At 70.6% G+C, this 22,032-nt stretch carries 16 protein-coding genes; 10 read left to right on the top strand and 6 right to left on the bottom strand.

Annotated features, from left to right (window positions below; all coding sequences use genetic code 11):
- Positions 1-273 precede the first annotated feature (273 nt).
- The 6 genes from ABZY89_RS25570 to ABZY89_RS25545 all read right to left on the bottom strand — a co-directional run bounded on the left by ABZY89_RS25570 (position 274) and on the right by ABZY89_RS25545 (position 6,837).
- Positions 274-1,395, bottom strand: a complete 1,122-nt coding sequence (locus ABZY89_RS25570; protein WP_355231758.1) for a glycerate kinase — start codon at positions 1,393-1,395, stop codon at positions 274-276.
- On the bottom strand, positions 1,395-2,246 hold the full coding sequence (locus tag ABZY89_RS25565; protein ID WP_355231756.1) for a sugar phosphate isomerase/epimerase family protein: 852 nt from the start codon (positions 2,244-2,246) through the stop codon (positions 1,395-1,397). The genes ABZY89_RS25570 and ABZY89_RS25565 overlap by 1 nt, the downstream gene beginning before the upstream one ends.
- Positions 2,243-3,427, bottom strand: coding sequence for a dihydrodipicolinate synthase family protein (locus tag ABZY89_RS25560; protein WP_355231754.1), 1,185 nt, complete (start codon positions 3,425-3,427; stop codon positions 2,243-2,245). Before ABZY89_RS25560 ends, ABZY89_RS25565 begins: the two co-directional genes overlap by 4 nt.
- Positions 3,424-4,575 (bottom strand): Gfo/Idh/MocA family oxidoreductase, encoded by a 1,152-nt coding sequence (locus ABZY89_RS25555; protein ID WP_355231753.1) that lies wholly within the window; start codon positions 4,573-4,575, stop codon positions 3,424-3,426. Before ABZY89_RS25555 ends, ABZY89_RS25560 begins: the two co-directional genes overlap by 4 nt.
- 111 nt (positions 4,576-4,686) lie before the next feature.
- Positions 4,687-5,709: a LacI family DNA-binding transcriptional regulator gene (locus tag ABZY89_RS25550; protein ID WP_355231752.1), complete on the bottom strand. Its 1,023-nt coding sequence runs from the start codon at positions 5,707-5,709 to the stop codon at positions 4,687-4,689.
- Between the two features lie 84 nt (positions 5,710-5,793).
- Positions 5,794-6,837 (bottom strand): LacI family DNA-binding transcriptional regulator, encoded by a 1,044-nt coding sequence (locus ABZY89_RS25545; protein WP_355231750.1) that lies wholly within the window; start codon positions 6,835-6,837, stop codon positions 5,794-5,796.
- 137 nt (positions 6,838-6,974) lie between these two features.
- On the opposite strand from ABZY89_RS25545, the gene ABZY89_RS25540 reads away from it, so the two are divergent.
- The 10 genes from ABZY89_RS25540 (at position 6,975) to ABZY89_RS25495 (ending at position 22,011) form a co-directional block, all read left to right on the top strand.
- Positions 6,975-7,310: an L-rhamnose mutarotase gene (locus tag ABZY89_RS25540; protein ID WP_355231748.1), complete on the top strand. Its 336-nt coding sequence runs from the start codon at positions 6,975-6,977 to the stop codon at positions 7,308-7,310.
- Between the two features lie 300 nt (positions 7,311-7,610).
- Positions 7,611-8,780 carry an L-rhamnose isomerase gene (gene rhaI / locus ABZY89_RS25535; RefSeq protein WP_355231746.1) on the top strand — a complete coding sequence of 390 codons (1,170 nt, stop codon included), beginning with the start codon at positions 7,611-7,613 and terminating at the stop codon, positions 8,778-8,780.
- Between the two features lie 2 nt (positions 8,781-8,782).
- Complete coding sequence (locus ABZY89_RS25530) at positions 8,783-10,813, top strand: bifunctional aldolase/short-chain dehydrogenase (protein WP_355231744.1); 2,031 nt, start codon at positions 8,783-8,785, stop codon at positions 10,811-10,813.
- Positions 10,810-12,291: a rhamnulokinase family protein gene (locus tag ABZY89_RS25525; protein ID WP_355231742.1), complete on the top strand. Its 1,482-nt coding sequence runs from the start codon at positions 10,810-10,812 to the stop codon at positions 12,289-12,291. Before ABZY89_RS25530 ends, ABZY89_RS25525 begins: the two co-directional genes overlap by 4 nt.
- Before the next feature lie 23 nt (positions 12,292-12,314).
- Complete coding sequence (locus ABZY89_RS25520; RefSeq protein WP_355231740.1) at positions 12,315-15,422, top strand: glycosyl hydrolase; 3,108 nt, start codon at positions 12,315-12,317, stop codon at positions 15,420-15,422.
- Positions 15,423-15,496: 74 nt separating this feature from the next.
- Positions 15,497-15,724, top strand: coding sequence for a helix-turn-helix domain-containing protein (locus ABZY89_RS25515; protein WP_355020528.1), 228 nt, complete (start codon positions 15,497-15,499; stop codon positions 15,722-15,724).
- A 41-nt stretch (positions 15,725-15,765) separates the two neighbouring features.
- Positions 15,766-16,506: a (Fe-S)-binding protein gene (locus tag ABZY89_RS25510; RefSeq protein WP_355231738.1), complete on the top strand. Its 741-nt coding sequence runs from the start codon at positions 15,766-15,768 to the stop codon at positions 16,504-16,506.
- Positions 16,503-17,963 (top strand): lactate utilization protein B, encoded by a 1,461-nt coding sequence (locus tag ABZY89_RS25505; RefSeq protein ID WP_355231736.1) that lies wholly within the window; start codon positions 16,503-16,505, stop codon positions 17,961-17,963. Before ABZY89_RS25510 ends, ABZY89_RS25505 begins: the two co-directional genes overlap by 4 nt.
- Entirely contained in the window at positions 17,956-18,573 is a 618-nt protein-coding gene (locus ABZY89_RS25500; RefSeq protein WP_355231734.1) for a lactate utilization protein C, read from the top strand. The genes ABZY89_RS25505 and ABZY89_RS25500 overlap by 8 nt, the downstream gene beginning before the upstream one ends.
- Positions 18,574-18,846: 273 nt before the next feature.
- Entirely contained in the window at positions 18,847-22,011 is a 3,165-nt protein-coding gene (locus tag ABZY89_RS25495; RefSeq protein WP_355231733.1) for a family 78 glycoside hydrolase catalytic domain, read from the top strand.
- Positions 22,012-22,032: the final 21 nt, after the last annotated feature.

Here is a 22,032-nt window from a genome sequence, read left to right as displayed (position 1 = left end):
GGCCCGGCCGGTCGCGGTGTTGAAGGTGCGCGAGTCGCGCGGGCCGTTGGGCAGGGCGAAGCCACCGGGCGTCTTCAGCCGGGTCTCGAAGTCCTTGAACCCGGCCCGACGCAGTCGCAGGGTCGCAACGCGAGGAGATCGAGCAAGCCCCGTTCCGGCGAGCTCGCTCGCCCGGAACGACGGGCGGGTCGAGATCCAGCGTCTTCAGGTAACACGCTGTTCGTAGGACTACTCGCCCTATGGGAACGACCGGACAGACCTACGAACGACGTGTTACCCGAGTTCGCCGCCGAGCTGTGAGAGCAGCTCGGCGGCGTTCGTCATGCAGCGTTCGGGGTCGGGCTCGAGGTCGGTGAGCGCGCGCACCTCGGCGGCCCCCGCCTGCTCCGCCTCGACGGGGGAGAGGGTGGTGCGGCCGCAGACGACGACGGCGCGGATGTCCGCCTCGCGAGCAGCCTGGAGCACGCCCATCGGCGCCTTGCCGGACAGGGTCTGGTGGTCGAAGGAGCCCTCGCCGGTGATGACCAGGTCCGCGCCCGCGAGTGCCTCGGCGAAGCCGACGAGGCCGAGCAGCAGCTCGACGCCGCGCTCGACGCTGCCGCCGAGCACCGCGAGGGCGGCGAACCCGACGCCACCGGCCGCGCCCGCGCCGGGCGCCTCGACGATCCCGGCGTGATCGCGCCCGGTGGCCGCGGCGACCTTGGCTGCGTACGTCGCCAGGGCTGCCTCGAGCAGCTCCTGGTCCACGGAGCCGGCGCCCTTCTGCGCGGAGAAGGTGGCGACCGCGCCGCGAGGGCCGAGCAGCGGGTTGTCGACGTCGCAGGCGACCACGATCTCGGTCTCCTGGAGACGAGGGTCGAGACCGGTGAGGTCAATCTCCGCGAGGCTTCCGAGAGGGCCGCCGCCCTCGGGGAGCTCGGACCCGGCTGCGTCGAGGAGGCGTGCCCCGAGGGCGCGGAGCATTCCCGCGCCGCCGTCGTTGCTGGCACTCCCACCGAGCCCGAGAACGACCGCGCCGGCACCACCGTCGATGGCGGCGAGCACGGCCTCACCGAGACCGCGGGAGGACGCGGTCAGCGGGGCGAGCCGGCCACCGGGCAGCCGCAGCAGTCCGCAGGTGTCGGCGAGCTCGACGACCGCCAGGTCGCCGCGTACGGCGTAGTGTGCCGATACCGGCTCGAGCGTCGGGCCGGCGACCTCGACCGGCACCAGGTCGAAACCGGCACCGGCCAGCGCCGCCACGGTGCCGTCGCCGCCGTCGGCAATCGGCACGATCCGTACCTCTGTCTCGGGGTTCGCCGCGAGGATCCCGGCGGCCACCGCCTCGTCGACCTCGCGCGCGGTCAGCGAGCCCTTGAACTTGTCGCAGGCGACGACGACCCGACGAGCCGGCATCACAGGTACGGGAGGACGAGGTCGCGGTAGCGCTGCGCCATGGTGGCGAGCACGTCGTCGGGGTCGCCGGCCCAGACCGCCTCGTTGAAGATCTCGACCTCGACGTCGCCGGTGTAGCCGGTCGCGGCGACCATCCGCGTGATCGACGCGAAGTCGATGACCCCGTCGCCCATCATCCCGCGCGCCAGCAGCGCGTCGGAGGGGATCGGCAGGTTGAAATCGCAGACCTGGTACGCCGCGATCCGGCTTTCCACGCCGGCCCGCTCGATCTGGGCCGCGATGTCCGGGTCCCAGAAGACGTGGAAGGTGTCCACGACGACCGCGACCGCGTCGACCGGGTGCGGCGCGGCCAGATCGAGCGCCTGACCGAGGGTCGAGATGACCGCGCGGTCGGCGACGTACATCGGGTGCAGCGGCTCCAGGACGAGCCTCACGCCGTGGTCGCCGGCGTACGGGGCCAGCTCGGCGAGCCGCTCGGCGACCCGCTCCCGGGCGCCGGCCAGGTCCACATCGCCCTCGGGGAGGCCGCCGACGACCATCACCAGCGCGTCGGTGCCGAGCGTCGCGGCCTCGTCGACCGCCCGCTTGTTGTCCTCGAGAGCGCCGGCGATCCCCGCCTCGTCGGAGGCCGTCAGGAAGCCGCCGCGGCAGAGCGAGGAGACGCGCAGCCCGGCGTCGCGTACGAGCTTGGCGGCCTTCTCCAGCCCGGCCTCGTGCACGCGGTCGCGCCACAGCCCCAGGGCGGGGATGCCGGCGCGAGCGGCTCCGTCGACGGCCTCGGCGAGGGTCCAGGAGTTGGTGGTCTTGGTGTTGAGCGAGAGGCGTTCCAGCCCGGTGCTGCTGTCGGTCACTGGTCGACTCCTTGCACGGTGAGGAAGGCGCGCATGCGTGCGGCCGCGAGGTCGGGGCTGGTCAGCAGGCCGGCCGCGTCGGCCAGCCGGAACACCTCGGCCAGATGGGGCACCGAGCGACCGGTGTGCAGGCCGCCGGCCATCGAGAAGCCGGGCTGGTGGCCGTTGAGCCAGGAGAGGAACGCGATCCCGGTCTTGTAGTAGTAGGTCGGCGCCTCAAAGATCTTCCGGCCGAGCGCCTGGGTGCTCTCCAGCAGCTGCTTGGCCGTCTCGGGATCACCGTCGTCGAGCGCCTGCAGCGCGGCAGAGGCGGCCGGGTAGATAGCGGCGAAGATGCCGAGCAGCGCGTGCGAGAACTCGCCCTCCTCGGTCCCCTCGCCGACGATCAGCTCGGGGTAGTTGAAGTCGTCCCCCGTGTAGAGCCGTACGCCGCCGGGCAGCGCCCGGCGCAGCCCGACCTCGTGCTCGGCGTCGAGGAGCGAGACCTTGACCCCGTCGACCTTGCCGGGACGGGCCCGGATGACGTCGAGGAACGTCTCGGTCGCCTCCTCGACCGAGGAGGAGCCCCAGTAGCCCGCCAGCGCCGGGTCGAACATGTCGCCCAGCCAATGCAGGATCACCGGGCTCTCGGCCTCGTCGAGAATGGTCGCGTAGACCTCGGCATAGTCCTCGGCGCTGCGGGCGACCCGGGCGAGCGCGCGCGAGGCCATCACGATGGTGGTCGCGCCGGTGTCGGCGACGACCTTCATCTGCTCGCGATAGGCGTCGATGACGGTGGCCAGGCCGGCCCTGCCCTCGGGGACGGCGTCGAGGGCGAGCTGGTCGGTGCCGGCGCCGCAGGCGATCGACCCGCCCACGGTGGCCGCCTCGGCGGCGGAGCGGCGGATCAGCTCGGCCGCGGCGGTCCAGTCGACCCCCATGCCGCGCTGCGCGGTGTCCATTGCCTCGGCGACGCCGAGACCGTAGGACCACAGCTCGTGCCGGTAGGCCAGGGTGCGGTCCCAGTCGATGTCCGCGGGGGCGCCGGGCACGTTCTCGGCGAGCACGCGGGGGACGACGTGGGCGGCGGCGTACGCGGTGCGGGAGGTGAACGGCGCAGTCGGCTTCGTCCACTCCTTGGGGGCCGCGAGCGTGTGGAGCTCGGTGCCGCCGTCGGGCAGCGGGAGGCGTATTGAGGTCACAGCTGGATCTCTCCGAGCTCGATCCGGCGGCCCTCGGTCGAGGAGGCGAGCCCGGCCTCGGCGAGCCGTACGCCGCGGACCCCCGCCATGAAGTCGTAGGGGTGGTTGCCGTCGCCCTCGACGTAGCGGATGAACTGCTCCCACTGGGCCTTGAACCCGTTGTCGAAGGGCTGGTTGTCGGGCACCTCGGACCACTGCTCGCGGAACCGGATGCTCTCGACCAGGTCGGGGTTCCAGACCGGCTTCGGGGTCAGGTTGCGGTCCTGGGCGACGCAGTGGTGCAGGCCGGCGACGGCGGAGCCGTGGGTGCCGTCGACGTGGAACTCGACCAGCTCGCCACGGTTGACCCGGGTGGCCCATGAGGAGTTGATCTGCGCGACGATCCCACCCTCGAGCTCGAAGATGCCGTAGGCGGAGTCGTCGGCGGTGGCGGCGTACGCGTTGCCCTTCTCGTCCCAGCGCTCGGGGATGTGGGTGACGACCTTGGCGGTGACGGCCTCGACCTTGCCGAAGAGGTTCTCCAGGACGTAGTTCCAGTGGGGGAACATGTCGGTGGTGATGCCGCCGCCGTCCTCCTTGCGGTAGTTCCAGCTCGGCCGCTGGGCGGGCTGCAGGTCGCCCTCGAAGACCCAGTAGCCGAACTCCCCGCGCACGCTGAGGATGCGGCCGAAGAAGCCGGACTCGACCAGGCGGCGCAGCTTGAGCAGACCCGGCAGATAGAGCTTGTCGTGGACGACGCCGCTCTTCACGCCCGCGTCGGCCGCCAGACGGGCCAGGCGCAGCGAGCCCTCGACGTCGTCGGCGATCGGCTTCTCGGTGTAGACGTGCTTGCCGGCCGCGACCGCCTTGGTGATGGCGACCTCGCGGACGTTGGTCAGCTGGGCGTCGAAGTAGACCGTGTCCTCGGCGTCGGCGAGGGCCTCGTCGAGGTCGGTGGTCCAACGGTCCAGGCCATGCTCCTTGGCGATGTCCTGGAGCTTCTCGGCATTGCGTCCGACCAGGATCGGGTCGGGCAGGATCCGGGTGCCGTCGGAGAGCTCGACACCGCCCTGCTCCTGGATCGCCAGGATGCTGCGCACCAGGTGCTGGCGGTAGCCCATGCGTCCGGTGACGCCGTTCATGATGATGCCGAGCCGTCGTGTGGCCATGTGAGGGTTCCTCGTCTGCTGGAAGTCCGGGAGAGCGATGGGGAAAGCGCTTTCCAGTACGGTATGGCAAATGTGATGGCCGTCGCAAGAGGGTGTTCCGCTGAGCCGGACTCAGGAGCGCGGGGGAGTGCTCTCCCGCAGCACGACCTCGCCGTGGACGGACCGCTTGCGAAGCTCCGCCGACGGCTTGCCGAGGACGAGCTCGAGCGCGAGCCGGCCGATGTCGGCCAGGGGGAGACGTACGGTGGTCAGCCCCGGTGTCACGTCGCGCAGCGTGGCGATGTCGTCGAAGCCGGCGACGGCCAGATCGGGCCCCACCTCGACGCCGGCCTGCCGACACGCGGCCAGGGCGCCGACCGCCATCAGGTCGTTGACCGCGAAGACGCAGTCCACCTTCGGGCCGTCATCGAGCAGCCGGGTCATCGCCCGGCGTCCGCCGTCGCGGCTGAACTCGTCGGAGACGTACGCCGGCTCCGAGCCGGTCGCCTCGAGCCACCCTTCCGCGAAGCCGGCGTGGCGCTCGGCCGAGACCAGCAGGTTCTCGGGACCGGTGAGCACCGCGGCATGGCGGTAGCCGAGGCCGACCAGCTGCTCGGCCAGCGCCTTGGCGCCGCCGTGGTTGTCGATCACGACGGTGTCGACCGGCAGGCGCGGCTGGCTGATCGCGGCCACCCGGCCGCCGCCGTCCAAGTAGGACGTCAGCAGGTCGGCGACCTCGCTGGTGTGGCGTACGTCGGCCGTGTCGCTTCCCGCCAGCACGATCGCCCGGCTGCGCTGGCGCCGCAGCGCGGCCAGGAACTTCTGCTCGCGCTCGGGCTGGCCGCCGGTGTTGCACAGCATCACCAGCAGGCCGTGCTTCTCGGCCTCGTCGGCCAGACCGCCGGCGATGGTGGAGAAGTAGGGGTCGGAGATGTCCTTCACCAGGAGCCCGACCGTCTCGGTCGAGCCGCGCGCCATGGCCTGGGCGTTGGCGTTGGGCGTGTAGCCGAGCTTGTTCGCCGCGGCCAGGACCCGCTCCTGCAGCTCGGGGCGCACCACCCGGTCGCTGCCGTTCAACGCCCGCGACGCGGTGGCCAGCGAGACCCCTGCCTCGCGGGCGACATCGCTCAGCGTCGCTGCGCGTTCTCCGGCCAACTGACTCTCCTTCGGCTTCCGATCCTGGAGCCTAAGGCATCCGATGAAGACGTACGCCCGCTCCTGCTCCGGCCGACTCGGCGGTCAGGGGCGTCCGAGGGTGGAGGCGCGGGCGACGAGCTCGGGGGTGAAGACGACCTGCTCGTGCTCGTGGGTGGGGTCGCCGACCTCGTCGAGGAGCAGCTCGGCAGCGCGGCGGCCGAGGTCCTGGCGTGGCTGGCGTACGGAGGTGAGCGGCACGGCTGCTGCGGCGGCGAACTCGATGTCGTCGTAGCCGACGATCGCGAGGTCGCCGGGTACGGTCCGGCCGCCGGAGATCGTCTGCTGGAGCAGGCCGAGCGCGAGCAGGTCGTTGGCGCAGAACGCGGCGGTGGGGCGGCGCCGGGCGGGCAGCCCGACGAGCCGCTCGCCGGCGGCGCGGCCACAGGCGACGGTCGGGGCCTCGCAGGAGAGCGTGATCAGGTCCTCGGGCGGCAGCCCGGCCTCGGCCCAGGCCTGCCGGGCGCCCTCGCCACGGTCGCGGACCTGTCCGATCGACTCCGGCCCACCGACGTACGCCACCCGCTTGTGGCCGGCGTCGATGAGGTGCTCGACAGCCAGCCGCCCGCCAAGGACGTCGTCGACGGCGACGGAGCAGAACGACGACCCGGCCCGGGTGCGGTCGACGATGACTACTGGGGTGCCTCGCTCGATCAGCTGGTCGAGCTGCGGGTCGTCGGGGTCGACCGGGGTGATCAGGATGCCCTGGACCCGCTGCTGCTGCAGGTGGGCCAGGTGGGCGCCCTCGCGGGCCGAGCGGCCGTCGCTGTTGCACAGGAACAGCGAGAGCCCGGCCGCCTCGGCGGCCAGCTCGATGCCGCGGGCGACGTCGGTGAAGAACGGGTTGCCGGCGTCGAGCATGACGTAGGCCAGCGACTGGGTGCTGCCGGTGCGCAGGGAGCGCGCCGACTCGTTGCGTACGAAGCCGAGGTCGGCCATCGCGCGCTCGACCCGCTCGCGGGTCGTCCGGCTGACCCGGTCGGGCCGGTTGAGCACGTTGGACACCGTGCCGAGGGAGACGCCTGCGGTGGCCGCGACGTCCTTGACCGAGGCGCTGCGCGGGGTGCCCGCACCTGGGGTGATCGCCACCTGGGCTCCTTCCTGAAACGTTCAATCGCAGCATAGGCCGTGGGCGGCGCTGTGACGAGGAAGGACGCTACCGGGATTGACCGATGTCGGACATGCTCATTAGCGTCCGTGTCTAAATCGTTTCATCGGAGGTCGTCATGGAGCGCGTCTGCTTCCAGCTGCAGGTCAAGCCTGAGCGCATCGAGGAGTACAAGCGGCGCCACGCCGCCGTCTGGCCCGACATGCTCCAGGCGCTCGCGGAGACCGGGTGGCACAACTACTCCCTGTTCCTCCGCCCTGACGGCATGCTCATCGGCTACGTCGAGACCCCGTCCATCGAGGCTGCTCAGGCCGGAATGGCGGCCACCGAGGTCAACGCCCGCTGGCAGGCGGAGATGGCGGAGTTCTTCGAGGACCTCGACGGTGTCGCGCCGGACGAGGGCTTCCTCCGCCTCGAGGAGGTCTTCCACCTCGAGGACCAGCTGGGGCCCTGACGCCGAAGGGTCAGTTTTCGACGCCGAGGAGTCAGTTTTCGACGCCGAGGAGTCAGTTTTCGACGCCGAGGGGTCAGTTTCTGACCTCGAGGCGTCGATTCCTGTACGCGCAATGGGTTCCGTGGGCCAGGAACTGACTTCTCGTCGTCAGAAACCGACCTCTCGCGGTCAGAAACTGACCTCTCGCGGTCAGCGCTGAAACGCAACGAAGTTCGCGCTGCTCTTGACGCACGTGACGTGCGCCACTAACGTCGGATGCGCGCTTTGAAACCTTTCAACCGCACACAGAGAGGCTCTCCGATGACGACGTTCGACCAGATCTCGGGCGACCTGGCCGCCCTCGAGATCGAGGTCCCCTCGTGGGCCTACGGAAACTCGGGGACCCGGTTCAAGGTCTTCGGCACCCCGGGCACACCGCGCACCCCCGAGGAGAAGGTCGCCGACGCGGCCACCGTCCACCGCTTCACCGGCCTGGCGCCGAGCGTCGCGCTGCACATCCCGTGGGACAGGGTCGATGACTACGCGGCCCTGCGCTCCTACGCCGAGGACCAGGGGATCGCGCTCGGCACGATCAACTCCAACACGTTCCAGGACGACGACTACAAGCTCGGCGCGCTCACCCACACTGACGCGAAGATCCGGCAGAAGGCGATCGACCACCACTTCGAGTGCATCGAGGTGATGAACGCGACCGGCTCGCGTGACCTGAAGATCTGGCTCGCCGAGGGGTCCAACTATCCCGGGCAGGCCGACATGCGCGGCCGCCAGGACCGGCTCGCCGAGTCGCTCGCGACCATCTACGAGCGCCTCGGTGAGGAGCAGCGCCTGGTGCTCGAGTACAAGTTCTTCGAGCCGGCGTTCTACCACACCGACGTCCCCGACTGGGGTACGTCCTTCGCCCAGGTCAGCGCGCTCGGCGACCGTGCCGTCGTGTGCCTCGACACCGGCCACCACGCGCCCGGCACCAACATCGAGTTCATCGTGATGCAGCTGCTGCGGCTGGGGAGGCTCGGCTCGTTCGACTTCAACAGCCGCTTCTACGCCGATGACGACCTGATCGTCGGTGCGGCCGACCCGTTCCAGCTCTTCCGGATCCTTGTCGAGGTGGTCCGTGGCGGCGGGTTCAAGCCTGTGACCGAGGGCGGGGTCGCGTTCATGCTCGACCAGTGCCACAACATCGAGAAGAAGATCCCGGGCCAGATCCGGTCCGTGCTCAACGTCCAGGAGATGTCCGCACGGGCGCTCCTCCTCGACACCGATGCTCTCGCCCAGGCGCAGGAGGACGGCGACGTACTCCTGGCCAACGAGATCTTCATGGACGCCTTCTACACCGACGTACGCGCCGACCTCGGCGGGTGGCGTGAGGACCGTGGCCTGGCCGCGGACCCGATGCGCGCCTACCTCGCCAGCGGCTACCAGGAACAGATCGAAGCCGCCCGTGTCGGCGGCACCCAGGCCGGATGGAACTGAAGATGACCACTGCAGAAGACCTGATCGCGCGCTCGAACCGACTCGGTGCGGATCCGAAGAACACCAACTACGCCGGCGGCAACACCTCCGCCAAGGGCACCGCGACCGACCCCGTGACGGGCCAGGACGTCGAGCTGCTCTGGGTGAAGGGCTCCGGCGGTGACCTCGGCACCCTCAAGGAGAGTGGCCTCGCCGTGCTCCGGCTCGACCGGATGCGCGCGCTCGTCGACGTCTACCCGGGCGTCGAGCGCGAGGACGAGATGGTCGCCGCGTTCGACTACTGCCTGCACGGCAAGGGCGGTGCGGCGCCGTCGATCGACACCGCGATGCACGGGCTCGTGGACGCCGCCCACGTCGACCACCTGCACCCCGACAGCGGCATCGCGATCGCGACCGCCGCCGACGGCGAGAACCTCACCAAGGAGATCTTCGGCGACCAGGTCGTCTGGGTGCCGTGGCGCCGTCCCGGCTTCCAGCTCGGTCTCGACATCGCCGAGATCAAGGCGAAGAACCCGCAGGCGGTCGGCTGCGTCCTGGGTGGTCACGGCATCACCGCATGGGGCGACACGTCCGAGGAGGCCGAGAAGAACTCGCTGTGGATCATCGACACGGCGGCTGCCTACATCGAGGAGCACAGCAAGGCGGAACCGTTCGGCCCCGCGCTCGAGGGCTACGCAGCCCTGCCGGAGGAGGAGCGGCGTACGAAGGCCGCTGCTCTGGCCCCCACGATCCGTGGCATCGCCTCGGCGGACCAGCCGATGGTCGGCCACTTCAACGACTCCGACGTGGTCCTCGACTTCCTCGCTCACGAGGCCCACGCGCGTCTGGCCGAGCTCGGCACGTCGTGCCCGGACCACTTCCTGCGCACCAAGGTCAAGCCGCTGGTCCTCGATCTTCCGGCGAACGCGACCGTCGAGGAGTCGATCGCCCGCCTCAAGGAGCTCGCGGTCAGCTACCGCGAGGACTACCAGGGTTACTACGACCGGCACGCCGACCAGGACAGCCCCGCGATCCGCGGCAAGGACCCGCTCATCGTCCTGGTCCCCGGCGTCGGCATGTTCTCCTTCGGCAAGAACAAGCAGACCGCCCGCGTGGCCGGGGAGTTCTACGTCAACGCGATCAACGTGATGCGCGGTGCCGAGGGGCTCTCGACGTACGCCCCGATCGACGAGTCGGAGAAGTTCCGGATCGAGTACTGGGCGCTCGAGGAGGCCAAGCTCCAGCGGATGCCTGCCCCCAAGCCCCTCGCGACCAGGGTCGCCCTGGTCACCGGCGCCGCCTCCGGTATCGGCAAGGCCACCGCGAAGCGGCTCGCCGCCGAGGGTGCCTGCGTCGTGATCGCCGACCTCGACCTCGCCAAGGCGCAGGCCGCAGCGGAAGAGATCGGTGGCCCTGACGTCGCCGTCGGCCTCGCCGCCGACGTCTCCGACGCGGCCGCCGTGCAGGCGATGTTCGACGCCGCGGTGCTCGCCTTCGGCGGTGTCGACCTGGTCGTCAACAACGCCGGTCTGTCGCTTTCGAAGTCGCTGCTGGAGACCACCGAGCGCGACTGGGACCTGCAGCACGACGTGATGGCCAAGGGCTCGTTCCTGGTCTCCAAGGCTGCCGCGAAGGTGCTGATCGAGCAGGAGATGGGCGGCGACATCGTCTACATCTCCTCGAAGAACTCGCTCTTCGCCGGGCCCAACAACGTCGCGTACGGCGCGGCCAAGGCTGACCAGGCCCACCAGGTCCGGCTGCTGGCGGCCGAGCTCGGCGAGCACGGGATCAAGGTCAACGGCATCAACCCCGACGGCGTGGTCCAGGGCTCCGGCATCTTCGCCGGCGGCTGGGGCGCCAAGCGCGCCGAGGTCTACGGGGTCAAGGAGGAGGAGCTCGGCAAGTTCTACGCCCAGCGCACCCTGCTCAAGCGCGAGGTGCTGCCGGAGAACATCGCCAACGCCGTCTTCGTGCTCTGCGGCCCCGACCTGACCCACACCACCGGTCTGCACGTCCCTGTCGACGCCGGCGTCGCCGCCGCCTTCTTGCGATGAATCCTCACCTCAGGGTCGCGGCGGTCGACCTGGGTGCCACCTCCGGCCGGGTCATGTCCGGCCGGATCGGTGGCGGCCGGGTCGAGATCGACCAGCTGCACCGCTTCCCGAACGGGGCCGTACGCGTCCGAGGCTCGCTCTTCTGGGACGTGCTCGACATCCATCGTGAGGTGCTCACCGGCATCCGCGAGGTGGCCCGGACCGGACCGCTGCACGGCATCGGCATCGACTCTTGGGCCATCGACCACGGGCTGCTGGACCACGACGGCCAGCTCCTCGGCCAGGTCTTCAGCCACCGCGACGCCCGCGTCGAGGGGATCGCCGAGAAGGTCGTCGCCCAGATCGGCGCGGCGACGCTCTACGGCACCACCGGCATCCAGCAGCTCCCGTTCAACACGATCTACCAGCTGGTGGCGGCCCGCGGCACCACCGCCCTCGACGCCGCCGAGACGATGCTGCTGCTGCCCGACCTGCTCGGCTACTGGCTCACCGGTGCGATCGGCGCGGAGCGCACCAACGCCTCGACCACCCAGCTCTACGACGTACGTCAGGGCGCCTGGGCGGTCGACCTGTGCCGGGAGCTCGGGATTCCCGAAGGGGTCCTCCCGCCCCTTCGGGACCCGGGCTCTCTCCTCGGCACCCTGCTGCCCGACGTCGCTGACGAGCTGGGTGTCACCGCCGACGTACCCGTGGTCGCGGTGGGGTCGCACGACACCGCCTCGGCGGTCGTCGGCGTCCCCGCCACCGGCAGCAGCGGGGACTTCGCCTACATCTCCTCGGGCACCTGGTCGCTGGTCGGCCTCGAGCTCGACCAGCCGGTGCTGACAGAGGAGGCCCGGCTCGCCGACTTCACCAACGAGGTCGGCGTCGATGGCACCATCCGCTTCCTCAAGAACGTGATGGGCCTGTGGGTCCTGTCGGAGTCGCTGCGCTCGTGGAGCGAGCGGCGCTACCAGGGCGCCGAGCTTCGCTCGCTGCTCGCAGCCGCGGCGGAGCTCGAGCCGCTGCGTACGGTGGTCGACATCAACGACCCGCGGCTGCTCTTCCCGAGCACGTCTGCCGACCCGATGCCGGAGCGGATCGCCGCGCTGGCCACGGAGTCCGACGAGGCGATCCCGCGCTCGCCGGCCGCGATCACCCGCTGCATCCTCGACAGCCTCGCTGTCGCCTACCGTCGCCACGTACGCACCGCCGCCGCCCTCGCGGGCACCTCCCCCGAGGTCGTCCACGTCGTCGGCGGCGGATCCCAGAACGAGCTGCTCTGCCAGCTCACCGCGGACGCCTGCGGCCTGCCGGTTCTCGCCGGCCCGGTCGAGGCGGCCGCACTCGGAAACGTCCTGGTCCAGGGCAGGGCTCTCGGGGCCGACCTGCCTGACCTCCCCGCGATGCGGGACCTGGTCCGCCGCTCCTACGACGTACGCCGCTTCGAGCCGCGCGACGGCCTCGACTGGGCCGCCGCCGAGGCCCGCATCTCCTGACCCTGCTCCCCGAAGGCACCCCCATGACCGACTTCCTCTCCACCGCCCGGCTCAGCCGCCGCGCGCTCTTCGGCACCGCGGCCGCCACCCTCGGCACCGCTGCCGCCGGCGTCACCGCGACCGCTGCCGTGACCCCCGCCGGGGCCACGACCGCCGCGAGCGCGACCGGCACCGCCGGGTTCCCGGACGCCTTCGTCAGGGCGTTCCGCAAGCCGGGCACGGCCACCGCGGCGGGCTTCCGCTGGTGGTGGCCGCACGGCCTCGTCGACCCGGTCGAGATCGCACGGGAGGTCGACCAGGTCGCCGACGCCGGCTTCGGCGTGCTCGAGGTCGCCGACGTCACCCACAGCCTGCGGGCCCGCAACATCGACATCGACGTCGCGACGCACGGGTGGGGGACGGCGCCGTGGGTGGCCGGTGTCAAGGCCGCGCTCGCGCAGGCGGCGAAGCGGGACGTACGGGTGGACCTGACGGTCGGCCCCTCCTGGCCTGCGGCCGTCCCGACGATCACGCCCGACGACGACGCGGCCTGCACCGAGCTCGTGCACGGGCAGGCGGTCGTCAGTGCCGGTTCGTCCTACGACGCAGCGCTTCCCGAGCCCGTCGTGGAGCCGGCGTCGTCGGTGACCCGCTCGGAGCTGGTGACCGTGCAGGCGCACCGCGTCACCGGCTACGTACGCGACCGCAACAACAACATCACCAGCACGATCCTCGACCCGGCCTCCTACCTCGACCTCAGCGACAGTGTCGAGGGCGAGCACCTCACCTGGACCGCGCCGGCCGAGCCGGCCGGCGCCACCTGGGTCGTGCTCGCGACCTGGCAGCGGGGCTCGGGCCAGGAGCCCGAGGCCGGCCCGCACACCTCGCCGCGTGCCTACGTGGTCGACCACTTCAACCGCCGCGGCGCCCAGAAGGTCATCGACCTGTGGCAGGACCGGGTGCTCGACGGCGAGCTGCGTACGCTGCTGCGGGCCGCGGGCGGCTACCTCTTCGAGGACTCCCTCGAGATCGAGACCGAGGCGACGATCTGGACCCGCGACCTCCTCGACGAGTTCGAGACGAAGCACGGCTACGACCTGCGGCCCTGGCTGCCGTACGTCCTGGAGAAGGACGAGAAGTACCAGTTCTCGATCGCGGCCGCCGACCCCGCCACCGCCGACAACCTGCGCACCAACGAGATCCGCGACGACTACAACATCGTGCTCTCCGACCTCTACCGCGACCACCACCTGCGCCCGATGCAGGAGTTCGCGAAGACGCTCGGCATGGGCATCCGGATCCAGCCCTACGGCCTGGAGACCGACACCATGCAGCACGCGGCCGTGGTCGACGTACCGGAGACCGAGTCGCTGGGGTTCAAGAACCTGGACGACTACCGGGTGATGGCCGCCGGCCGCGACCTCGCCGGCCACAAGGTCCTCTCCTGTGAGGCGATCTGCTACAACGGCGCGGCCTACAACACGACCTGGGGCGCCAACAGCACCAGCCCGACCGCCCAGAACCAGGCGCTGTTCACGATCAACAGCATCTTCGTCGCCGGCGTGAACCAGCTGATGATCCACGGCTTCCCCTACGCGAAGGCGCCCGACGTCACCTGGCCGGGCTTCGCGGCCTTCTCGCCCTACTACAACGGCGCGATCGGCTTCGGGGAGGCCTGGGGGCCGCGCACCCCGCAGTGGCAGCACATCCCCGGCATCGCCGCCTACCTCGCCCGCACCCAGCTGGTCCTGCAGACCGGCGCCCCGAAGTACGACGTCGCGTTCTGGCGCCACAAGGGCTGGGCCTCGACCGGCATCGGCCCGCAGTGGATCACCAACAACGGCACCAAGCTCGGCTGGTCGCACTCCTTTGTCAGCGCCTCGCTGCTCGCGCTCGACGGCGTCGACGTCGTCAACGGCCGTTTGGCGCCGGACGGCCCCGCCTACAAGGCCGTCGTCGTCGGTCCCGACTCGCTGCGCAGCAACGCGTTCACGATGGAGATCGACGGCGCGAAGCGGCTGCTCGCGCTCGGCCGCAAGGGCCTGCCGATCGTGCTCATCGGCGACTGGTCGCAGGTCACCGTCGCCGGGCGCGACAGTGAGGCGGCCACCGCCGAGGTGCGCTCGCTGATGGCCCAGATCGGCGCCCTGCCGACCACCCGCACCGTCCCCGAGGCCGAGGTCGGCAACGCGCTGGCCGCGCTCGGTGTCGTACGCGACGTCGAGCACGCCGACTCGACGGTCATGCACGTCCGACGCGTCACCGGCAAGGTCGACCTCTACTACCTCGCCAATGCCCGGCACGCCGAGAACCGGCGGCTCAACCCGGTGCAGCAGGACGTCTGGCTGACCGCCACCGACCGCGCCGCCGTGCCGTGGCTGTTGGACGCGTGGACCGGTGAGGTCACCCGGATCGCCGGCTACGAGCGCGCCGGCGACCGGGTTCGGGTGCGAGTCGACCTCGTTCCGGGCCAGTCCACCGTGGTCGCTCTCGCGGCCCCGGGCGCGGGTGTCGCCCGCTCTGTTCTCCCCGTCGCCACCGCTGGCCAGGCCGTGGTGGCGCGGGGCGCCAACGTCGCGCTGCGCACGACGACAGCCGGCACCTTCGAGCTCACCAAGGCCGACGGCCGGACGGTGAAGGTCGCCGTCGACCGGGTACGCGAGCCGGTGACGCCGCAGTCCTGGGCCCTCGCGCTCGAGGACTGGAAGCCGGCCAACCCTGCCGACCCCAAGGACCTCGCCACGACAAAGGAGGTCGTGACCAGCGACCTCGCGGCGCCGCAGCCCTGGTCGAAGGTCGCCGGCCTCGAGGACGCCTCCGGCATCGGCCACTACCGCACGAGCATCGACCTCGGCACCGACTGGACCGCGGAGGACGGCGCCTACCTCGAGCTCGGCGAGGTCAACGACACCTTCCGGGTGCGCGTCAACGGTGAGCTGCTGGCGCCGTGCGACCCGATGGACCCGGTGGTCGACCTGGGCCACGCCCTGGTCGCCGGCTCCAACACGATCGAGATCGAGGTGGCCTCCACGCTGCTCAACCGGCTGCGCACCGTCACCCCATCGGTCTACGGCGTGGCGACCAGGCAGAGCTACGGGCTCGCCGGGCCGGTGCGTCTGGTGCCCTACGTCGAGAAGGTGGTGGCCGGATGAGCGCGGTGTCCCGGTCGCGAGTCCATTCATCGGCCCACCCATCGATCAGCATCATGCTGAGACAGGAGTGAACCGTGGCGGCCTCGGGCGGCGTACGACCTTCCTCTTCGACCGATCTTCCCGCGGACGAGGTGGAGGTGCTGGCGTTGTTCGCGCGGGGCTACACGATCGAGCGGATCGCGCGGGCGCTGGGCATCTCCGAGCGCACCGTGCGGCGCCGTCTCCGGGCTGCCGCGGATGCGCTGGGAGCGGGGACGAGTGTGGAGGCGGTCGTGCGGGCCGTACGCACCGGACTCATCTGAACTGATTTGATGGCAACTAGACAGACGAAGGAGGCTGCTCGATGCGAGTCGCACTGATGGTCACGTGCATCAACGACGCGCTCTACCCGAGCACAGGTCAGGCCGTCGTACGCCTCCTGCGCCGGCTCGGCGTCGAGGTGGACTTCCCGCAGGCGCAGACGTGCTGCGGGCAGCCGATGGTCAACACCGGCTATCTGGACGAGGCGGTTCCGGTGGTGCGTACGTTCGTGGACGCCTTCGCCGGCTACGACGCCGTCGTGACGCCGTCCGGGTCGTGCGCGGGCTCGGCCCGGCACCAGCACTCGATCGTGGCCCGCCGCTCCGGCGACGAGGCCCTGGAGAGGGCCGTCGCGGAGGTCGCCCCGAAGGTCTATGAGCTCTCCGAGTTCCTCGTCGACGTGCTCGGAGTGACGGATGTCGGCGCCTACTACCCGCACCGGGTGACCTACCACCCGACCTGCCACTCGCTGCGGATGCTGGGCGTGGGGGACCGGCCGCGACGGCTGCTGGAGTCGGTGCGGGGGATCAGGCTGGTCGACCTTCCGGGCGCCGACCAGTGCTGCGGCTTCGGCGGCACCTTCGCGGTCAAGAACGCCGACACCTCGATCGCGATGGGCGCCGACAAGGCGCGCCACATCCGCGAGACCGGCGCCGAGATCGTGGTCGCCGGCGACAACTCCTGCCTGACCCACATCGGCGGCGTGCTCTCGCGGCAGCGTTCGGGCGTACGCACCGTCCATCTCGCCGAGATCCTGGCCTCGACCGAAGGGGCTCTGCGATGACCGGCACCTTCGTCGGCATGCCGGCGTTCCCCGAGGCCGCGCGCGAGGCCCTCGCCGACACCCAGCTGCGCCACAACCTCGCCCACGCGACCGGCACCATCCGGGCCAAGCGGGCCAAGGTCGTCGCCGAGGTGGAGGACTGGGAGGAGCTGCGCCTGGCCGGTGCCGCGGTCAAGGAGCGCGCGCTGCTCGACCTCGACACCCAGCTCGTACGCCTCGAGGAGACCCTCACCGCCAATGGCGCGACCGTCCACTGGGCCCGTGACGCCGCCGAGGCGAACGCGATCGTCGCTGGGATCGCGAAGGCCCACGCCGCCGAGGAGGTCGTGAAGGTCAAGTCGATGGTGACCCAGGAGATCGGGCTCAACGAGGCGCTCGCGGAGGAGGGCATCGCTGCCTGGGAGACCGACCTGGCCGAGCTGATCGTGCAGCTCGGTGACGATCTGCCGAGCCACATCCTGGTGCCGGCGATCCACCGCAACCGGGCCGAGATCCGCGAGATCTTCCGGTCGAAGATGGGGGCCGCCGGCCGTCCGGCGCCCGCAGACCTCACCGACGAGCCGGCTGTACTCGCCGCTGCCGCCCGGGAGCACCTGCGCGAGAAGTTCCTGCGTGCGAAGGTCGGGATCTCCGGCGCGAACTTCGCGGTCGCCGAGACCGGCACCCTCGTCGTGGTGGAGTCGGAGGGCAACGGCCGGATGTGCCTGACCCTGCCCGACGTGCTCGTGTCGGTGGTCGGCATCGAGAAGGTCGTCTCCCGCTGGGAGGACCTCGACCCGATGCTCAGGCTCCTGCCGCGGTCCTCGACCGGCGAGCGGATGAACCCCTACACCTCGACATGGAGCGGGATCACCCCCGGTGACGGTCCGCAGGAGGTGCATGTGGTGCTGCTCGACAACGGCCGCACCCGCGCGCTGGCCGACGAGGTAGGTCGGCAGGCGCTGCGCTGCATCCGCTGTTCGGCCTGCCTCAACGTCTGCCCGGTCTATGAGCGCACCGGCGGCCATGCGTACGGCTCGGTCTACCCGGGCCCGATCGGCGCCATCCTCAATCCGCTGCTGAAGGGCGTAGGCCACGACGAGCAGACCGACTCGCTGCCCTACGCCTCCTCGCTGTGCGGCGCCTGCTTCGAGGTCTGTCCGGTACGCATCGACATCCCCTCCGTCCTGGTCGACCTGCGCGCCCAGGTGGTCGACGCCCACCGAGGTGGCGTGCCGAAGCCGGAGGCCGTGGCGATGAAGGGTGCGGCGTACGTCCTGGGGCGCTCGCGCCGCCTCTCCGCCGTCGAGCGCTTCACCGGTCTCGGCATGCGCTTCGCGCGCCGCTTCGGACCCGCCGCCTGGATCGGCGCGCGAGATCTGCCAGACGCTCCGCGGGAGAGCTTCCGCGCCTGGTGGCTACGCACGGATGGCGGCCGCACCGACGGCGGCCGAAAGGGAGATGGCACCGATGACTGACGCCCGCACCGAGATCCTCGCCCGAGTCCGCGAGGCACTGGCCGGCTCGGCGATCGAGCTCCCCGAGACGTCCGCTCCGCGGGACCTCGCGCCGGTCGCGACCCCAGAGGTCGTCGACCTCTTCGCCGAACGCGTGGCCGACTACCGAGCCCTGGTCGAGCGTTGCGCAGCCGAGGAGCTCGAGGTCCGCATCGCCGCCGCGCTCCCAGCCGGTCAGGTGGTCGTCCCGCCCGGCCTGTCGGTCCAGGTCCCCGACGCCATCGTCGACGACGGCACCCTCACCGCCGCGGAGCTGGACCGGATCGCAGCGGTCGTCACCGAGGCCCGGGTCGGCATCGCCGAGACCGGCACGATCGTCCTCGACCACGCCCCTGACCAGGGCCGCCGAGCCATCTCGCTGGTCCCCGACACCCACATCTGCGTGATCCGCGAGGACCAGGTGGTCCCCGACGTACCCGATGCCATCGGCGTCCTGGACCCCGCCCGCCCGCAGACCTGGATCAGCGGCCCCTCGGCCACCAGCGACATCGAGCTCGACCGCGTAGAAGGTGTCCACGGCCCCCGCACCCTCCACGTCCTGGTGGTCGCACCCCGAAAAGTCACTTCCTGACGCCGAGGCGTCAGTTTCTGGCCGCGAGGCGTCAGTTTCTGGCCGCGAGAGGTCGATTTCTGACGTCGAGGGGTCGAATTCTGAGTGCAACGCCCGCGCCAGAAATCGACCCCTCGTGTTCAAGAATCGACCCTTCGCGGTCAAGAACTGACGCTTCGGCGTCCGAGACGGTCGGCGTGACCGGATCCGGCCATCACCCTTCCCCAACATGTGACGAGCGCCATAGTCTCCAGGTAGCAGTGAAACGTATCAATCCCGCTCCGGAGGACCCCCATGAAGCTCCGCCTGGCCGCGATCGTGATCAGTGCCCTCGTCGTCGCGGTGCCGGCCCCGGCTGTGGCTGTCGACGGCGCGGCGGCCACCCACCTGACCGTCTCGCAGCTGCCCTCGCCGCGCGACGTGGAGGACCGCAGCTCGCCGCTGCTGGCCTGGCACGTCCCCTTCGCTGAGCAGAGCGCCTACCGCGTGCAGGTCGCCCGGATCACCGAAGGCATCGGAGCCGCCGGGGTTTGGGACTCCGGTCGCGTCACGTCATCGGCGAGCACCAACGTGCCCTACGCCGGTCCGGCGCTCGAGCCCGAGCAGACCTACCAATGGCGAGTACGCACCTGGGACGGCCGTGGAAAGGGCTCGGACTGGTCGAGCGTCTCCACCTTCACCACCGGTCCCGGCCAGGAGTGGGGTCAGGCCCAGCCGATCTGGCTCGCCCCGGCCCGTACGGTCACCTGGGGTGACGTCACCATCGACACCACCTTCCGGATCACGTCCCAGAACGCCACCATCGCCTTCCGGGCCGCGGACGCCAGCAACTACTACATGTGGCAGTTCCGCGGCGACGGGGTGAACACCTTCGCTCCCCACAAGCGCGTGGGCGGGACCTTCACCCAACTGGACTCGGTGCCGCTGCCCGAGCCTCTCGTCCGCGACACGTCCTACCGGCTTCGCATCCAGGCCGAGGGCACCACCATCCGCACGTGGCTCGACGACACCCTCATCGACACCCGTACCCTCACCGACTTCGCCGCCGGCTCGGTCGGCTTCCGCACAGGCGGGTCCGAGCGCAACGCGTGGGACGACCTGACCGTCACCTCCGCCTCCGGCGAGGTCCTCTACACCAACGACTTCTCCGCCAGGAGCGACTTCGCCTGCGGCGCCGCGGTGGGCGGCTGGCTCGAGGTCGGCACGAACGCCAACTGCGTCTACGGTGTCGAGTCGCAGGACTGGGCCTTCCTCCGGCACGAGTTCACGCTGCCCGACAAGCCGATCGCGGCCGCCACCCTCTATGCGACCGCATCCTCGACCGCGCCGGGCCGGCAGTACGTCTACAAGGCGTGGCTCAACGGGAAGTTCGTCGGCCTCGGCCCGACGCAGCCGATCCGCGGCGAGGCCCGATACGACGGCTTCGACGTGACCGCCGCACTGCGACCGGGAGCCGAGAATGCGATCGGGGTGCTCGGCTGGACGAGCAGCGACCGGCGCTTCCTCGGGCGGCTCGTCGTGGAGTACGCCGACGGCACCCGTGACGCGATCGTGAGCGGTCCGCAGTGGCGGAGTCGCTCCGGTGGGCTCGTCTTCCCCTCCGCCGGCAGCATCGGGACCTCGTTCTTCTCGGCCCCGAAGGAGAACCTGCAGTCGGCCCAGTGGCCCGAGGGCTTCGCCGAGCCGGGCTTCGACGACTCCGGCTGGAGCGACGCCGCGGTGCGCCCGGCTTTCGGTGACCTCCGCGCAGCCCCCACGGCGAAGGTGGAGCAGCAGCTGAGGGCCCCGGTCAGCGTGGTGGAGAAGGCACCCGGCCACTACTTCATCGACTACGGCCGCACGTGGATCGGCGGTCTCTCCCTGGACATCGACGGCACCGCGGGCCAGGTGCTCGACCTCCGGTTCGGCGAAGAGCTGTCCGCGCCCCAGACGGTGCGGTACGCCATGCGTACCGGCAACACGTACCAGGACAAGTGGACGCTGCGCGACGGTGAGCAGCACCTGGAGACCTGGGGGATGCGCGTCTTCCGCTACGCCGAGGTCATCGGTGCCCCCACCGGCCTGGGCACGGCCGACTTCCCCGCCCTGGCGCAGATCTATCCCTTCGACACCGACGAGGCGGTCTTCGACTCGGCCGACGACGACCTCGACCGCGTGTGGGAGCTGTCGCGCAACACGATCGAGGCCACCAACCACGACCTCTACGTCGACTCCTGGAGCCGCGAGCGCGGTGCCTACGAGGCCGACAGCTACCTGCAGATGATGGCCAACTACTTCGTCTCCAGCGACCCGACCCTGGGCAACTACTCCCTGGAGTACCTGCTCACCCGCAGGACGTGGCCGACCGAGTGGCCGATGTACACGATCCTCGCCTTCCACGACTCGTGGCAGCAGACCGGTGACACCGACGCCCTGGCCCGCAACTACGCCGCCCTGCAGGAGAAGCTGCCTCTGAAGTGGGTCGAGCCGTCCACGGGACTCATCCGCAAGAACACCGGATCCAACGGTGGCAACTCCTGTACCGACTGCGACATCGTCGACTGGCCGGCATCGGAGCGCGACGGCTACGTCTTCCGCCCCTACAACACGGTCATCAACGCGATCGGCCACCGGTCGTTCCGGGACATGGCGGAGATCGCGACGGCGCTGGGCCACGACGACGATGCGGCGACGTACACCGCCATCGCCGACCGGCTCCGGAACGCGGCCAACGAGAGGTTGTGGGACTCGTCGAAGGGTGCGTTCCGTGACGGTCTCAACGCCGACGGCACCCCGATCCAGCACTGGGCGATCCAGGCCAGCGTCTTCGCCACGGCGTTCGGGCTCGCCCAGGGTGAGGTCGCGCAACGCGCCGCGGACTACATCGGAACCCGCGGCATGGCCTGCAGCGTCTATTGCGCCGCCTTCGTCCTCGAGGCCCTCTACGACGGTGACCGCGGAGACGTAGCGCACCAGCTGCTGACGAGCACCGGGCTTCGCAGCTGGCTCAACATGATCGCGAAGGGAGCCGGTGCCACCGCCGAGGCCTGGGACACCTCGCTGAAGCCCAACATGACGTGGTCGCACCCCTGGGCGGCATCCCCGGCCTACAACGTGCCCCAAGGCATGTTCGGCATCGAACCCCTGATGCCCGGCTACGAGGAGTTCCGCGTCCGGCCACAGCCCGCCGGGGTCCTGTGGGCACACGTCACCCTGCCCACCCTGCGCGGACGCATCGGCGCGGCGTACGCCACGACCGACGGCGGCATCGACGTCGGCGTGAGTGTCCCGGGCAACTCCCGGGCCGAGGTCTTCTTGCCGGCGCCGTCTGGGGAGCAGGTGTTCCTCGACGGACGCCCGGTGCCCGCGACGCGTGAGGGCTCCTACCTGGTGATCCAGGACGTGCCCTCCGGCTGCCATGTGATCAGCACGAGCTCGGGTGAGAGCCCGGAGGTCGAGCGGCTTCGCGCCGTCTGCTGAACCTGAAGGCTGTGCCCGGAT

Origin of the sequence: Nocardioides sp. NPDC006303, assembly GCF_040613175.1 — a bacterium.
GTDB lineage: Bacteria > Actinomycetota > Actinomycetes > Propionibacteriales > Nocardioidaceae > Nocardioides.
The sequence above is the reverse complement of the archived record's forward strand: the minus strand, read 5'-3'. Positions and strand labels throughout refer to the sequence as shown.

Excerpts from the sequence above, each read along its gene's own strand:
- ABZY89_RS25540 (WP_355231748.1), top strand. The coding sequence starts at position 6,975 with ATGGAGCGCGTCTGCTTCCAGCTGCAGGTCAAGCCTGAGCGCATCGAG.
- ABZY89_RS25520 (WP_355231740.1), top strand. The coding sequence starts at position 12,315 with ATGACCGACTTCCTCTCCACCGCCCGGCTCAGCCGCCGCGCGCTCTTC.
- ABZY89_RS25505 (WP_355231736.1), top strand. The coding sequence starts at position 16,503 with ATGACCGGCACCTTCGTCGGCATGCCGGCGTTCCCCGAGGCCGCGCGC.
- ABZY89_RS25500 (WP_355231734.1), top strand. The coding sequence starts at position 17,956 with ATGACTGACGCCCGCACCGAGATCCTCGCCCGAGTCCGCGAGGCACTG.
- ABZY89_RS25570 (WP_355231758.1), bottom strand. The coding sequence starts at position 1,395 with ATGCCGGCTCGTCGGGTCGTCGTCGCCTGCGACAAGTTCAAGGGCTCG.
- ABZY89_RS25495 (WP_355231733.1), top strand. The coding sequence starts at position 18,847 with ATGAAGCTCCGCCTGGCCGCGATCGTGATCAGTGCCCTCGTCGTCGCG.
- ABZY89_RS25530 (WP_355231744.1), top strand. The coding sequence starts at position 8,783 with ATGACCACTGCAGAAGACCTGATCGCGCGCTCGAACCGACTCGGTGCG.
- ABZY89_RS25510 (WP_355231738.1), top strand. The coding sequence starts at position 15,766 with ATGCGAGTCGCACTGATGGTCACGTGCATCAACGACGCGCTCTACCCG.
- rhaI (WP_355231746.1), top strand. The coding sequence starts at position 7,611 with ATGACGACGTTCGACCAGATCTCGGGCGACCTGGCCGCCCTCGAGATC.
- ABZY89_RS25555 (WP_355231753.1), bottom strand. The coding sequence starts at position 4,575 with ATGGCCACACGACGGCTCGGCATCATCATGAACGGCGTCACCGGACGC.
- ABZY89_RS25525 (WP_355231742.1), top strand. The coding sequence starts at position 10,810 with ATGAATCCTCACCTCAGGGTCGCGGCGGTCGACCTGGGTGCCACCTCC.